Source organism: Heyndrickxia sp. NPDC080065, assembly GCF_050281185.1.
Classification (GTDB): domain Bacteria; phylum Bacillota; class Bacilli; order Bacillales; family Bacillaceae_C; genus Heyndrickxia.
This window is the reverse complement of sequence record NZ_JBNNWS010000005.1, coordinates 1-12,938: the sequence shown is the minus strand read 5'-3', so window position 1 is coordinate 12,938 and position 12,938 is coordinate 1. Positions and strand designations below refer to the sequence as shown.

The window sequence follows — 12,938 nt, the reverse complement described above, 5'->3', positions numbered from 1 at the left end:
AAAATGAAAGGATAAAAGCTAATGGATAACGAATTATCTGAATTGGAGTTGTTATTTAGGATTGTTTTTAGAAAGATGCGTGAACAATATAGTAGTGTTATGAGTGAATATGTAACAATTAATGAGTTTATCGTATTAAAGCATTTGCTGAAGGGGAAAATGCGGGTGTCAGATTTGTCTAGGGCTTTACAAGTATCCGCAAGCCATATAACAAGTATTACTGACTCACTAGTTCAAAAGCAGTTAATCGAAAGAGAGAGATCTAGTAAGGATCGAAGAGTAGTTGTTCTATGCTTAACAAACGAAGGAAATGATTTAATCAAAAAATTAAATACTTTAAATTCAGAGTTTTTACAAGAAAAATTTAAAGTGTTTTCTAAAGAGGAAATAAATGATTTAATTTGTCTATTACGCAAGCTTGAAAATTCAATTATATAAATTTACAGACTGTACATACAGCTAGATTGGCAAAATAGATGTTTTTCTATATATGATTATTTTTAGAGTTATGTGTGCAGCCCCTTAAGGCTAGATTATATTTCGGCAATAAAAGTCAAAAGCGGACTTTTATCGCCGAAGAACATTATAGTATGGGGTTGATTAAAGCCCTTACGAGTTCGTTTTATTCTCCCCGAATTTTAAAAAGGTTTTTTCGTCTTCTACTAAACCACAAGCTCCACATTGAACCCGATACTCTGGACCATTATATGAAATATGAAAAAGATCAGGTGCTTCGATACCATATTCTTCAATAATATCCCCTGATTTTGGGTCCATCTTTATTGCTTGTGGAACTTGCTCTATAATATTAAAACGAGTTCTATTCGTTTTACAATTTGGACAGCAATAGGGTCCATGCATAAAAAAACCTCCTTTATCCGCATTTCTATATTTCTTCCTCATCCGAGGTCTTTAACATTAGGATAACCATTTTGTTCGTATTTATGTTATTAATTACTAAAGGGGATGGATATATGAATGATTCAAAACTTTATGAAGCTTATTTAAGTATTTGGAAGAACCGAAAAGGTATAGAAAATACTGATTCTTCTAAAGAACAACTAAAAAAGGCAATATTAATAGAGCTTCGTGATGAAAATTCTCATCCTAGAATCAGAAAATCCATAGAAAAAAAGTTTTATTATGCAATCAAGCGAATATCTGAATCTACTTTAGACAATTCCTTTAAAATGGAGTTAATCAAATATTATCTAGAAACTATGGAAGAAATCAGTCATTAGTTCATGCTAATGGCTTTTTTTTTATGGAGATACATGGTGACCTTATTTAAGTTCCTGTAGCATGGTCATTTATGACTTTAATCTTATATAAATGTTTGAAATCTATTTGAAACAATCGTTAATTTTTCCTTCTTCCTGAAAATCTGTCAATAGCAATTATGAGTTAATATTTGGTATTACTAATCATTAGTTGGTAAAAATTTTGGAGGCAAACCTATGGTAGCTATTTAAGTAGTATCCTATATTACCAAGCTTCTTTTACTAATAGAATCTTATAAATAGTTATCAATCTATGATAATTGAATTCTTTTCCAAATATATTACAAAAAACATATGATATGATTTTTGTGCAGGACAAACAACGCAGATAACAAGGAGGAAGAAAATAATCATGAAAAAAACAATTATTACTACCGCAACTGCATTGGCACTTCTTGCAACTCCATTTATGAATAAAGCAGATGCTGCAACATTTCAAAATGACTGCAACCAAAATATGAAAGTAGTACAATATGATTATAAAACTAACAATATTCAAGATCTACAAACTTGGATGAATCAATTATTGTCAAAATATAATGTACAAGGTAAAACTGTTGTTCAACAAAATAAACCAACAACTGAAAAGAAACCGGTTGTTAATCAAAATAAACCTTCAACTGGGCAAACTACAAAACCAGCTACTACAAAACCAACAACTACAAATAATCAACAAAGTGGATATACTTTAAATGCTTTTGAAAAGCAAGTTGTTGATTTAACAAATAAAGAACGTGCAAAAAATGGTTTACCGGCATTATCAATTGATACAGAACTAAGTAAAGTTGCACGAATTAAATCGAATGATATGGCAACAAATAAATATTTTGACCATAATAGTCCTACTTACGGATCTCCATTCGATATGATGAAAAAATTTGGAATCTCTTATCGTTCAGCAGGTGAAAATATTGCAATGGGTCAACGTTCTCCAGAAGAAGTGGTCAATGGTTGGATGAATAGTCCAGGACATCGTGCCAATATTTTAAACAAAAGTTACACTAATATTGGTGTAGGTTATGTTGCCAATGGTAACTATTGGACTCAAGAATTTATCGGTAAATAATATATGTAAGAACCTTCACTAATGGAGGTTCTTTTTTATGTCTTTTAATAAGGTCATATTCCTTATCTTCATCACATATATTGAAATGGACTAGTAATAATGAAAGGGGAATGTTAATGGCCTATAAGTATTCAAAGGGATGGTATGTCCAACAATTAAAAAATATGGGAATGCGTTATCATCCTGTAGGAAGAAGAAAACTAGAACTGTACAAAACATGGGTGGTAAGAAATCTGTATAATGAACTACAAACAAAGAATGAAAAATAGTTTATAAAAATAAGGCTGTTTTCGTAAAGTTTGTTGCTTTTTTAGTGATAATTTATTAACAATCTGAGTTGATTGTAGCGGAGGACACTTGACTCCTGCGGGAAAAAGAGGGAAGTGGGAGACCCCACAGGCGGTACCTCCGAGGAGGCTCCCATCCCTCCCCGCGGAAAGCAAGAGCGGAAATCAACGGACTAAGTTTATAGTCTAAAAACAACAATTTATACGAAAAGAGCCAAAAATAAAGAACTCGCAAAAGCGAGTTCTTTATGCTTCTAATGCCTGTGTTTCATCTTGAATCGATTGCTGACGCATAATGTACAGTGAGTATAGATCTTTTGATATTTCATATAAATCGTATATATAATTTTTAGCATTTATTTGCTCGAAAATAGATTTGCGTGATTCATTTGCTTTTATCGTATACGGTAATTTTTCTGCAGCTTTTATTGAGCGAATATTTTCTTTTCGAATACGCATAAAAATAGTCTCAATACCTAACTCATAGAAAACTTCGTTAAAAAATACTTCTTTAGCAAGTTTGTTGTAGCCTTTTCCGTGATAGGCTTTACCAATCCAAGTCCCTAAAAATCCGGCTCCATTTTCGATATCATATAGATTAATCGTGCCTATTGGATTACTCCATTCATCAATAATTGTTCTGGAAATTAATTTACCTTGCTCTTCAGCTTCTATTGTTTTCTTGGTCAGAAATAGAAATTCGTCATGTGAATAGGCCTTATGACGTACAAAAGGAAAGACTTCTGGGTGTACCATTAGTTCGAATAGAATATGGTTCTCTTGACCAATTAATTCGCGTTTCTTGAGCATGACGATCCCTCCAAAGAGGGCAGTTGTCCCCTAATAAAGGAAGATCTCCACCCTCGAAATTTTTTAAAGTTGCGTAAAAAATTTCGGGGTGGGAATCGAACCCACTAGAACCAGTCAAGAAACGAGCTGGTGGCGCACCATTTGCCTTCCCTAAAAATACAATATTTATGCTTTTAAGTTTAGTTTCTGATTGTATCTTACAATAAAAATTTGCAATTGAAAATAGGTTTTTTGTTAATTTTTTTTGACTATATTACCCTCATTTCGACAAAGTTCTAATTCCTTCTCTTTTTATGAATGTAATGAAAACAAAAATAGATTATAAGTGAACCAATAGCTATAATGACAATCGGTTTTATATAAGCATTTGCCACACCACTAATCGTGTTCCAGTGTTGATTTAACTGCATTCCTATGAGCAAAAATAGGATGGTCCAAGGAAGCATCGCAGCTAGAGTATATATGAGGAAATGGTAGAAGGACATTCTAGCAATACCTGCTGGAATCGATATAGCATGTCGAACAATTGGGATAAATCTTGCTGTAAAAATTACAATTGTACCATATTGATTAAACCAGCCTTCCGCCGCATCTAGATGTTTTTGTTTGATGAAAAGAAACTTGCCATATTTATCGAAGAATGGACGTCCTCCGTATTTACCTAACCAATATAAAAAAAGTTGAGCAATGGTACCCCCCGTTATCCCGGCAAGCAGTGCAGAAATAAAGCTTATTTTTCCACTTGAGATTAAATATCCCCCATAGCCTAAAACAATCTCACTAGGAATGATTTCAATCATTAAGGCTAAAGCTATACCTAAAAAACCATATTGCCCAAGAATTTCTAAAATATTTGTTATCCAATCACTTGCCATTATTTTTCAGCTCCATTTAGAAGATTCCTATTGATTGCAAAAGAATGAGGGAGAATCCTAGAATCCAAACATAATATGCAAATATTTTTAGTGATTTTTTCTTTAGAAAATTAACCATCCCAACAATGGCCATATAGCCAAAAATAGCAGAAGTAATCGTCCCTATTAGCAGACCGGTTAATGTGACAGATTCAACTTGTCCAGTAAATAGATCCTTCCCTTGTAAAACAATCCCCCCAAGGATGGCCGGTGTAGATAATAAAAAGGAAAAATAAGCGGCAGTTTCTCTATCTAGTTTTCGTATTAATCCTGCAGCAATGGTTAAGCCTGATCGAGATAATGCTGGGAATATGGCAGCTGCTTGAAATGTTCCAATAATAAGTGCATCTGAGTAACCGATATCCTCTAATTTTTTGCTGCCTTTTTTTGCTTTTTCAGAAAACCATAAAATTAGTCCAGTCGCTAGAAATTCCCACCCTATGGTGACACCTGTTTTTGATATCTCCTCAAAAAAATCCTTGAGTAAAAGGCCAACAACCACCGCAGGAATCGTCCCTATTATCATAATATATGTGAGCTTACTAAACGGATGGCAAATCATCTTCCAAAACTCATCCTTATATACAACAACAATAGCTAGAAATGTACCAACATGGAGCATCGTATCAAGAAAAAGACCGGCATCATCTAAATGAAATAAATGTCTTCCAATATACAAATGGCCCGTACTAGAAATTGGCAAGAACTCTGTTAATCCTTGGATAATGCCTAAAATGAAAGCCTGCAAATTTGATAACAAAAAATTCACCTACTTTGTATGATTGATAAATATGGACAACTATAATAAACATATGCAATATATATAGAAGAAATTAATCAAAAATTTTCAAAATGGGAAACAAACACAGATTAAATTCGTATATTCTTGTATTAGAAATCAAATTGAAATGAGGAATGTGGAATGATAACTCAAGAAGAAAAATTAATGGCTGCAGCGATTTATGTATTAAGTTTTTTTACAACAATTATTGGTCCTTTAATTATTTGGTTGATCAAGAAAGATGATTCCGATTTTATAGATTTTCATGGGAGGGCATATTTTAATTTTGCGATTTCCTATTTTCTGTATTCTGTTATTAGTGCCATCTTAATTCTTGTATTAATTGGTGTGGTTTTACTTTGGGTGCTGGGAATACTTGCATTCATTTTTACGATTGTAGCTGCTGTCAAAGCATATCAAGGTGAAGCTTATCGTATACCATTCACGATTGAATTTATTAAATAAAAAGAAAAAGCTTGGATTCATTCCAAGCTTTTTCTATTCTTTATGTATTGGCTTAGATACGCTCCTTACAAGACCTTATCAGTAGCAATATAATCTTTAAGAATGTCTAATTTTAATAATTACTATTGATTTCCCATTCTAACTGTTATATTATTTATATAACAGTTAGAATGGACTAGAGGAGAGATGATTATGAAATGATTATTAGTCTTGATTTACAATCTGAAACACCCATTTATATCCAATTGAAAAATAAAATTATTGAAGGGATTGCTTCAAAGCAACTTCTTCCTGGTGAAGACCTTCCATCAGTTCGAACAATGGCTGCGGATCTAGGTGTAAATATGCATACAGTAAATAAGGCCTATCAATTATTGAAACAGGATGGTTTTATTCTGATCCACAGGCAAAAAGGGGTCGTTATCAATCCAGACCAATTACCAACAGTAAATGATGAGTTTATGATGACATTAAAAGAAAATCTAAGACCTTTAATTAGTGAATCTATTTGTCGCGGGATGGAAGATGAAAAGTTTTTAGAATTATGCAACGAAATCTTTAAAGATATTACACAATAAATGGGGGAAAAGAGATGAGTTATTTTATCGTGTTTTTTACAGTCATACCTATTACCATCATTACGATGATAATTCCGTACATCACTAGAAAGACAGAGTGCTTTGGGGTTTCGATACCCGAGGAAATATACAGTAGTAAAGAGCTTATCGTTATGAGAAAAAAGTATGTTTTTCTAACAGGGATACTCAGTTTGATCATTTGCATTTTTGTATTTATTAGCTGGCTAATTGGCAATGAAAATTGGGTCATTCAATCATTGCTCGTATCAATAATTGGTTTTTCAATAGGTTCTTTTTTAATCTATTTAAAGTTTCATAACCAAATGAAGAAGTTAAAAGCAAGTAATGATTGGAGAAAATCAAAAACACAATCCATCTCGATCGATACAAGATTTCATTCTCAAAAAAAGACTTATTCAAATGGATGGCTATTAATTTCATTTGTCATTGCTATTGCCTCGATCATTATAACGATTTTATTTTATAAAGAAATTCCGAACAGAATGCCGATGAAATACGATTTTAAAGGGAATGTAACCAACTGGGTAGATAAAAATTACTGGTCAGTGTTTCAACTCCCTCTTATTCAGTTATTTTTAACAGGGTTATTTTTATATCTCAATCAAATTATCTCTAGAAGCAAACAGCAAATTAATGCATCAAATCCAGAAAAATCAATGAAACAAAATGTGATATTTCGTCGTAGATGGTCTTTATTTTTGATTGTGACAAGCATATTAATGTCACTGATGTTTTTTCTTATTCAGCTCTCCTTTATTATCAACATCAATCAGAATTTACTCCAAGGGTTTTCATTAGGTTTAGTAGGAATCATTATTTTGCTAGTGATTATTATATCTGTCACCACTGGTCAAGGTGGAAGCAGGGTGAAAATAAAAAATGACTTTAGTAATAATAAGATTAATTATGATGATGATCGTTTTTGGAAATTAGGTGTATTTTATTTCAATCCGAATGATCCATCTTTATGGGTAGAAAAGCGTTTTGGTACTGGTTGGACAATTAATTTGGCTAGGCCAATTGGTTGGATGGTAATGATTACTATCATATTAATACCCATAATTATTAGTTTAACGGTTAAATAGAAAAAAGTGGTGGACTTCAAGAGTTAGATCAAACATTTTGGAGGGGTAGGAATGGATAATATTCAAGATGCATTACAATCGATTAATTGGGGTTTAATCGCACCGATCATATTAATTCAGTTGGTCTTAGTTATTGTCGCAATTATCGATTTAATTCGTGTGAAGCAAGCGAATGGACCAAAATGGCTCTGGGTTATAATTATTTTATTTTTAAGCATTGTAGGTCCAATCATTTATTTCATTGTTGGAAGGAGACAAAATAGATGAATGTACTAGAGGTTCGAAATCTTACGAAAAATTACAAGGGTAAAAAAGCTGTCGATTCAATCAGTTTTTCACTAGAGGAAGGAAAATGTACAGCTTTATTAGGGCCAAATGGCGCTGGAAAAACAACAACTTTAAATATGATTTCAGGACTCATTTCACCGACTAGTGGAACGACTCGCTCCCAGGCAAATCCTATTCAGACGGATTTACGTTATTTAATCGGTTATCTACCTCAATATCCATCATTTTTTGATTGGATGAGCGGAGAAGAGTATCTACGCTTTGTTGGTCAGTTAACAAATATTAATAAACTTGCATTAGAACATAGAATTGATGAACTAATTGAAATGGTTAGTTTATCGGAAGGGCGAAATCGACGTATTGGACAATATTCAGGCGGTATGAAGCAAAGACTTGGAATCGCTCAAGCACTTATTCATAAACCAAAAATTTTAATACTTGATGAACCAGTATCTGCACTTGATCCTTTTGGTCGCAGAGAAGTGATAGAGCTAATGAGAAGGTTGAAAAATGAAACAACTATTTTATTCTCTACCCATATTTTAAATGATGCTGAAGAAGTATGTGATAATGTCTTATTTTTGCACAGCGGTAAGCTTATTGAAAATGGTGAATTAAGTCAAGTAAAAGAAAAACATACTAATAAAATAATTCGCTTGAACTTTTCTAGTAATCCAGTATTCATCTACAACTCTTTAGAAAAAGAGGATTGGATTGAAAAGATAGAGATGGTGAATAAAGAAATTCATGTGAATGTAAAAGATCAAGAGCAAGGTAGGAAGCAGTTACTAAAAAGAGCTAGTGATGAAAATTGGCCGTTGCTTGGTTTTGAAATTGGCATGCTTTCATTAGAAGAAGTTTTCACGAAAGTGGTGAGAGGATGAAACAGTTTTTCATATTTTTTAAAAAAGAAAGCTTAGAATCACTTAGAAATTTTAGATGGGTATGGATGCCCTTACTTTTCATATTGTTAGGATTGATTCAACCCATAACAACCTATTATATGCCGAAAATTATTGACTCTCTTGGAGATTTACCAGAAGGATCAGTAATCGAAATTCCGCCTCCATCAGCATCAGATGTCTTATTTGGAACGGTAAGCCAGTATTTTAATATGATTGGAATCTTGGTTATTGTGTTAGCTTTTATGTCCTCAATACCAGGAGAAAGAAAAAATGGAAGTGCCGCATTAGTCTTAGTAAAACCGGTCTCGTTTCGCTCATACGTACTTGCAAAATGGACATCTGCCTTATTAATTGTTTGGGTGTCCTATATTTTAGGAATGTTCGCTAACTGGTACTATACTTATCAATTGTTTGCTTTAATAGATGTTTCCCTCATGCTTAAAGGACTAATGATCTATGGAGTATGGTTAACATTAGTGGTAACACTCGTTTTCTTTTTTGGTAGTATGTTGAAATCGGGAGGCGCAACGGCAGCCTTGACTCTTGCATTGACAATTATTTTAAGCTTTGTTCCGACATTAGTACCAGAGAAACTTAAATGGTTTCCATCTAAATTATTTCAATATACGGGTGAATTATGGAGTAACGGGAATATTTCCGAAGGTACAACATCAGCAATTATTATTACCTTTTGCCTCATTGTCCTATTACTCGTTTCTTCGTTAGCAATCTTTAAGAGAAAAGAACTGATCTAAATAGTAACGAGTCAAAACAAAAGTCAGACATTCTGCAAATTGATGTCTGACTTTTCTAATTGTTAAGGTGCCTGACACCATACGTGGACATTTTATCTTTTTTTCCACCCAAGATGGACAAAAAGGAAAAATTTTCATTTGAAAACCGAAAATGTCCATATGGGGTGGAAAACTAATTGAAAAGTCCACAAGCGGTGCCTGACACCAAAAACGAATATATTCTATCTTTTTTTCATATAATAGATTGATACTTCTAGAATAGGGTGAAGAGAGAGATGAATATTAAAGAATATTATTCCTTGGTGGCAAAGGTATATTTTAATCAAGTAATTATTATAAGTATATATACGACGATTTGTTTATTCATTCTGTTTAGTCTTGGAATTACAATAAACATAGTACTCTTATGTGGTCTAATATGCATTATATTAATCTATTTTTTCTTTAAATATCATTATTATGTATATCGACATTCAAAGGCTTCCTTTCTTTTAAATTCTCAGGAAAAATTCATTCATGATAATAAGCGATTTCTAGTAATGTATGTCCCGGCACGAAACATTCAAATAAGGTTGTTTAAAAGTAACGGATTATGTGAATGGGAAATTTCTGAAAAAAGAATTCCCAAGTTGAAAACTTTTTTTCAAACTACATCTATATATCAAATAAAAAAACGAGATGGGAGTATACTAGCAACGTTTAAATTAGATTCTTCAAATAAAATAGCTGCTGGGCTCTCATATAATAAGGAAAGGTTAATACTTACGCATAATAATAGAGAAAAAAATAAACATTCCTTTTCTGTAAACAAGATTGAATATTCAATTGTAAAAAAATCTTCGGCTATCGAGTTTAATAAAGAAAACAAAGTCATTGCAAGAATTGAAAGAGGCATCATGCCGATTAATTGGCAAAAGCAGTTTTCACCGAATACCCCGATTATTGAATTTATCGAAAGTATAGAAGAAATTGATTTTTATATTCTTGTTTGTTTATTGATATATTTTTTTCGAAACTACTATTACTGAATATCTCTTACATTTTTACGGTACTTATTGTCAAGTAAAGGAGTTGAAGATATAATAATGAATTGTGGCTTCCCTGTATATTTTATGCAGATGTAAGCGGGTTGGGAGAGGGACAACTGAATATAGGTAATGACATGAAGAAGAAAAGTTTTTTTCAGTTAAAAGATCATGATACGACTGTAAAGCAAGAATTTACAGCTGGAATGATTGGTTTTTTTACTGTTGTGTACATTATTGCTGTTAATTCATTTATTCTTTCAGAAGCGGGAATTCCATTAACAGGAGCCGTATTAGCAACTATTTTAACATCCTTTTTTGGTTGTTTAATCATGGGACTATGGGCTAATGCTCCAATTATTTTAGTTCCTGGAATGGGAATAAATGCATTATTCACGTATACTCTTGTTCAATCGATGAATCTATCCTGGCAAGAAGCCCTCGCGGTAGTATTTGTATCAGGAATTATCTTTGCTCTCGTCGCGTTTACAAGACTTGCGTACATTTTAAATGCATCCATACCTAAAACATTAAAAGATGCGATTACAGTGGGTTTAGGTTTGTTTTTAATGCTGATTGGATTGGAAAAGGGTGGTCTTGTTGTACGTGGAGGAACATCAATTATTGCACTGGGAGATTTAAGTGATATAAAGGTGATCGCAACGATAATTACCTTTCTGGTCACAATCATCCTTTTCTTACGGAATATTAAAGGGCATTTTTTATGGAGTATTCTTTTTGGAACAGGACTGGCAGCATTTTTGGGTATAATCCCATCAACTAGTAAAGCCAATTTTTCATTGAATTCTTACCACGATGTGTTTCTACATTTATCTTTTGATAAATTTCTGTCCTTTTCGTTTTGGATAGCAGTTTTTACAATCACAATGGTAGTGGTCTTTGAAAATATAGGTCTTGTTCATAGCCAAATGGTTCTGTTAAAAAGAGAGGATAATTTTAAAAAGGGATTACAAGCAAATAGCATTTCAGCTCTTGTTTCTGGGATCTTTGGATCGAGTCCAACCGTAGCAACAGTCGAAACCACTGCAGCTATTACTGCAGGTGGACGGACAGGCTTGACTGCGATTACGACTGGTGCTTTTTTCTTATTATCAGCTTTTGCAATTCCCTATATGAGTCTCATTCCAGATAATGCAATTGCTCCAATACTAATCTTAATTGGAGTATTAATGACTCAGAACATTCGTTTTATGGACTTACGTGATCTTACCGAGGCTTTTCCAGCAATATTAATTATTGCAATGATTCCATTTACATCAAGTATTTCGGATGGAATTGCAATAGGGTTTATTTTATATCCCATTCTTAAGCTTTCAATAGGAAAAGCAAAAGAGGTATCGATTCCACTTTATATTATTTCATGTTTATTTTTTATTAATTTTCTTTTACAATATTTATAAATAATAAATTTTTTGTGGGCAGCATTATTTGCTGCCCATTTTGATGTTAACGCCACATTATCTTGATTGATTTCTTGTTTTGTGGCAACCTTAATAAATAACTAATTTAATAGTATTAACAAACTGGGGGATTCTAAATATGAATATAACGATACGAAAAGTCCACGGTTCTGGAAATGACTTCTTATTAATTGATGAAATTTCTACTCAATATCATTTTTCAGAAAAAGATCGCCAAAATATAGCTATAGCCTTATGTGATCGAAATACTGAATTAGGTGCTGATGGAATTCTTTTCACAATGAAAAGTGATCATGCAGATGCAAGAATGCGCGTATTTAACGCAGATGGCTCTGAGGCTTCAATGTGTGGAAATGGCTTACGTTGTGTAGGAAGATATGTTTGTGAGTTATTAGAGAAAGATGAAATTTACATAGAAACGATGAAAGTAACTTTAAGAGTAAATAAGTCGGATTCAATTTTTAGTGATATTCCAACTTATTGTGTGGAAATATCCCCAGTTTTGTTTTCGCTTACAGCATTGCCATTGAACATAGAAAAAGAACAGCTAATTAATGAAAAAATAGAATCTTTGTCTAATGAGTTATTATTTACTGCTGTCGCAGTGCCTAATCCTCATTTAATCAGTTTTGTAGATAATGATGTGATTCGCTCGAATATTCAAGAGAAAATTGCTGAATATGTAAACGGAACGAATGAATTATTTCCAGATGGGGTTAATGTAAGTTTTGTGAAAGCGATGGATCAGGGAGTTATCTATGTTCGGACGTTTGAACGCGGGGTAGGATTTACGAATGCATGTGGTACTGCTATGTCTGCCTCTTCACTAGTCTCATGCCTACTCTCTATTAATCAATTTGAACAGGTGATAGACGTTTATAATAATGGCGGGAAAGTTCGCTGTGTTGTTCATAAAAATGATCAAAACTACAAAATTGACTTAATTGGCAATGCAACATATTTATATGATGCAGAAATAGTATTCAATGAAAAAAGATCTGAAACATTTGAAGTTATAAAAAAAACCAATTTTGATGAGCAAAAACAGTATGAAGAACTCGAAAACCATGCTAAAAATGTTATTGAAAAAGAAATACTTTTTGGATAAATTCTAAAACCGACAATGTTTTTATTGTCGGTTCAGACTGTAGACAAACTCGATAAAAATCGAGTTTGCCTACAGTCTTTTTTGTTTTAAAATATAAATAGAAATAATACTTGGGGTGATGAAGATGC

The 12,938-nt window shown here is 32.7% G+C and carries 17 protein-coding genes; 13 read left to right on the top strand and 4 right to left on the bottom strand.

The window, feature by feature from the left end:
• Positions 1 to 21: 21 nt before the first annotated feature.
• Complete coding sequence (locus tag ACQKP0_RS06635; protein ID WP_427405042.1) at positions 22 to 438, top strand: MarR family winged helix-turn-helix transcriptional regulator; 417 nt, start codon at positions 22 to 24, stop codon at positions 436 to 438.
• A gap of 171 nt (positions 439 to 609) precedes the next feature.
• Here ACQKP0_RS06635 and ACQKP0_RS06630 read toward each other — a convergent pair whose 3' ends face one another.
• Positions 610 to 861, bottom strand: coding sequence for a DNA alkylation repair protein (locus ACQKP0_RS06630; protein ID WP_427405041.1), 252 nt, complete (start codon positions 859 to 861; stop codon positions 610 to 612).
• A 113-nt stretch (positions 862 to 974) separates the two neighbouring features.
• Between ACQKP0_RS06630 and ACQKP0_RS06625 the strand changes: the two genes are divergently transcribed.
• From ACQKP0_RS06625 to ACQKP0_RS06615, 3 genes are all read left to right on the top strand, one after another.
• A complete protein-coding gene (locus ACQKP0_RS06625; RefSeq protein WP_427405040.1) occupies positions 975 to 1,241 on the top strand; it encodes a hypothetical protein in 267 nt (88 codons plus the stop codon).
• Positions 1,242 to 1,632: 391 nt separating this feature from the next.
• Positions 1,633 to 2,346, top strand: coding sequence for a CAP domain-containing protein (locus tag ACQKP0_RS06620; protein ID WP_427405039.1), 714 nt, complete (start codon positions 1,633 to 1,635; stop codon positions 2,344 to 2,346).
• A 116-nt stretch (positions 2,347 to 2,462) separates the two neighbouring features.
• Positions 2,463 to 2,615, top strand: a complete 153-nt coding sequence (locus ACQKP0_RS06615) for a DUF2639 domain-containing protein (RefSeq protein ID WP_427405038.1) — start codon at positions 2,463 to 2,465, stop codon at positions 2,613 to 2,615.
• 264 nt (positions 2,616 to 2,879) lie between these two features.
• Here the strand turns inward: ACQKP0_RS06615 and ACQKP0_RS06610 are convergent, their stop codons facing one another.
• The 3 genes from ACQKP0_RS06610 to ACQKP0_RS06600 form a co-directional block, all read right to left on the bottom strand.
• Entirely contained in the window at positions 2,880 to 3,443 is a 564-nt protein-coding gene (locus ACQKP0_RS06610) for a GNAT family N-acetyltransferase (protein ID WP_427405037.1), read from the bottom strand.
• Positions 3,444 to 3,718: 275 nt separating this feature from the next.
• Positions 3,719 to 4,318, bottom strand: coding sequence for a DedA family protein (locus tag ACQKP0_RS06605; protein ID WP_427405036.1), 600 nt, complete (start codon positions 4,316 to 4,318; stop codon positions 3,719 to 3,721).
• Positions 4,319 to 4,334: 16 nt separating this feature from the next.
• Positions 4,335 to 5,117 carry an undecaprenyl-diphosphate phosphatase gene (locus tag ACQKP0_RS06600; RefSeq protein ID WP_427405318.1) on the bottom strand — a complete coding sequence of 261 codons (783 nt, stop codon included), beginning with the start codon at positions 5,115 to 5,117 and terminating at the stop codon, positions 4,335 to 4,337.
• 162 nt (positions 5,118 to 5,279) lie between these two features.
• Between ACQKP0_RS06600 and ACQKP0_RS06595 the strand changes: the two genes are divergently transcribed.
• From ACQKP0_RS06595 to dapF, 9 genes are all read left to right on the top strand, one after another.
• Positions 5,280 to 5,603, top strand: coding sequence for a DUF4870 domain-containing protein (locus ACQKP0_RS06595; RefSeq protein WP_427405035.1), 324 nt, complete (start codon positions 5,280 to 5,282; stop codon positions 5,601 to 5,603).
• 197 nt (positions 5,604 to 5,800) lie between these two features.
• On the top strand, positions 5,801 to 6,181 hold the full coding sequence (locus ACQKP0_RS06590) for a GntR family transcriptional regulator (RefSeq protein WP_427405034.1): 381 nt from the start codon (positions 5,801 to 5,803) through the stop codon (positions 6,179 to 6,181).
• A 14-nt stretch (positions 6,182 to 6,195) separates the two neighbouring features.
• Entirely contained in the window at positions 6,196 to 7,287 is a 1,092-nt protein-coding gene (locus ACQKP0_RS06585) for a DUF1648 domain-containing protein (RefSeq protein WP_427405033.1), read from the top strand.
• Between the two features lie 51 nt (positions 7,288 to 7,338).
• Entirely contained in the window at positions 7,339 to 7,554 is a 216-nt protein-coding gene (locus ACQKP0_RS06580) for a PLDc N-terminal domain-containing protein (protein ID WP_427405032.1), read from the top strand.
• On the top strand, positions 7,551 to 8,459 hold the full coding sequence (locus tag ACQKP0_RS06575; RefSeq protein WP_427405031.1) for an ATP-binding cassette domain-containing protein: 909 nt from the start codon (positions 7,551 to 7,553) through the stop codon (positions 8,457 to 8,459). The genes ACQKP0_RS06580 and ACQKP0_RS06575 overlap by 4 nt, the downstream gene beginning before the upstream one ends.
• Positions 8,456 to 9,235, top strand: a complete 780-nt coding sequence (locus ACQKP0_RS06570) for an ABC transporter permease subunit (RefSeq protein WP_427405030.1) — start codon at positions 8,456 to 8,458, stop codon at positions 9,233 to 9,235. The genes ACQKP0_RS06575 and ACQKP0_RS06570 overlap by 4 nt, the downstream gene beginning before the upstream one ends.
• Before the next feature lie 275 nt (positions 9,236 to 9,510).
• Positions 9,511 to 10,263 carry a hypothetical protein gene (locus ACQKP0_RS06565; protein ID WP_427405029.1) on the top strand — a complete coding sequence of 251 codons (753 nt, stop codon included), beginning with the start codon at positions 9,511 to 9,513 and terminating at the stop codon, positions 10,261 to 10,263.
• A gap of 134 nt (positions 10,264 to 10,397) precedes the next feature.
• Positions 10,398 to 11,681: an NCS2 family permease gene (locus tag ACQKP0_RS06560; protein ID WP_427405317.1), complete on the top strand. Its 1,284-nt coding sequence runs from the start codon at positions 10,398 to 10,400 to the stop codon at positions 11,679 to 11,681.
• A 139-nt stretch (positions 11,682 to 11,820) separates the two neighbouring features.
• Complete coding sequence (gene dapF / locus ACQKP0_RS06555; RefSeq protein WP_427405028.1) at positions 11,821 to 12,810, top strand: diaminopimelate epimerase; 990 nt, start codon at positions 11,821 to 11,823, stop codon at positions 12,808 to 12,810.
• Positions 12,811 to 12,938: the final 128 nt, after the last annotated feature.

Coding starts and splice junctions, on each gene's coding strand:
- ACQKP0_RS06580 (WP_427405032.1), top strand. CDS start 7,339: ATGGATAATATTCAAGATGCATTACAATCGATTAATTGGGGTTTAATC.
- ACQKP0_RS06570 (WP_427405030.1), top strand. CDS start 8,456: ATGAAACAGTTTTTCATATTTTTTAAAAAAGAAAGCTTAGAATCACTT.
- ACQKP0_RS06635 (WP_427405042.1), top strand. CDS start 22: ATGGATAACGAATTATCTGAATTGGAGTTGTTATTTAGGATTGTTTTT.
- ACQKP0_RS06630 (WP_427405041.1), bottom strand. CDS start 861: ATGCATGGACCCTATTGCTGTCCAAATTGTAAAACGAATAGAACTCGT.
- dapF (WP_427405028.1), top strand. CDS start 11,821: ATGAATATAACGATACGAAAAGTCCACGGTTCTGGAAATGACTTCTTA.
- ACQKP0_RS06620 (WP_427405039.1), top strand. CDS start 1,633: ATGAAAAAAACAATTATTACTACCGCAACTGCATTGGCACTTCTTGCA.
- ACQKP0_RS06610 (WP_427405037.1), bottom strand. CDS start 3,443: ATGCTCAAGAAACGCGAATTAATTGGTCAAGAGAACCATATTCTATTC.
- ACQKP0_RS06605 (WP_427405036.1), bottom strand. CDS start 4,318: ATGGCAAGTGATTGGATAACAAATATTTTAGAAATTCTTGGGCAATAT.
- ACQKP0_RS06595 (WP_427405035.1), top strand. CDS start 5,280: ATGATAACTCAAGAAGAAAAATTAATGGCTGCAGCGATTTATGTATTA.
- ACQKP0_RS06560 (WP_427405317.1), top strand. CDS start 10,398: ATGAAGAAGAAAAGTTTTTTTCAGTTAAAAGATCATGATACGACTGTA.
- ACQKP0_RS06565 (WP_427405029.1), top strand. CDS start 9,511: ATGAATATTAAAGAATATTATTCCTTGGTGGCAAAGGTATATTTTAAT.
- ACQKP0_RS06575 (WP_427405031.1), top strand. CDS start 7,551: ATGAATGTACTAGAGGTTCGAAATCTTACGAAAAATTACAAGGGTAAA.
- ACQKP0_RS06585 (WP_427405033.1), top strand. CDS start 6,196: ATGAGTTATTTTATCGTGTTTTTTACAGTCATACCTATTACCATCATT.
- ACQKP0_RS06625 (WP_427405040.1), top strand. CDS start 975: ATGAATGATTCAAAACTTTATGAAGCTTATTTAAGTATTTGGAAGAAC.
- ACQKP0_RS06590 (WP_427405034.1), top strand. CDS start 5,801: ATGATTATTAGTCTTGATTTACAATCTGAAACACCCATTTATATCCAA.
- ACQKP0_RS06615 (WP_427405038.1), top strand. CDS start 2,463: ATGGCCTATAAGTATTCAAAGGGATGGTATGTCCAACAATTAAAAAAT.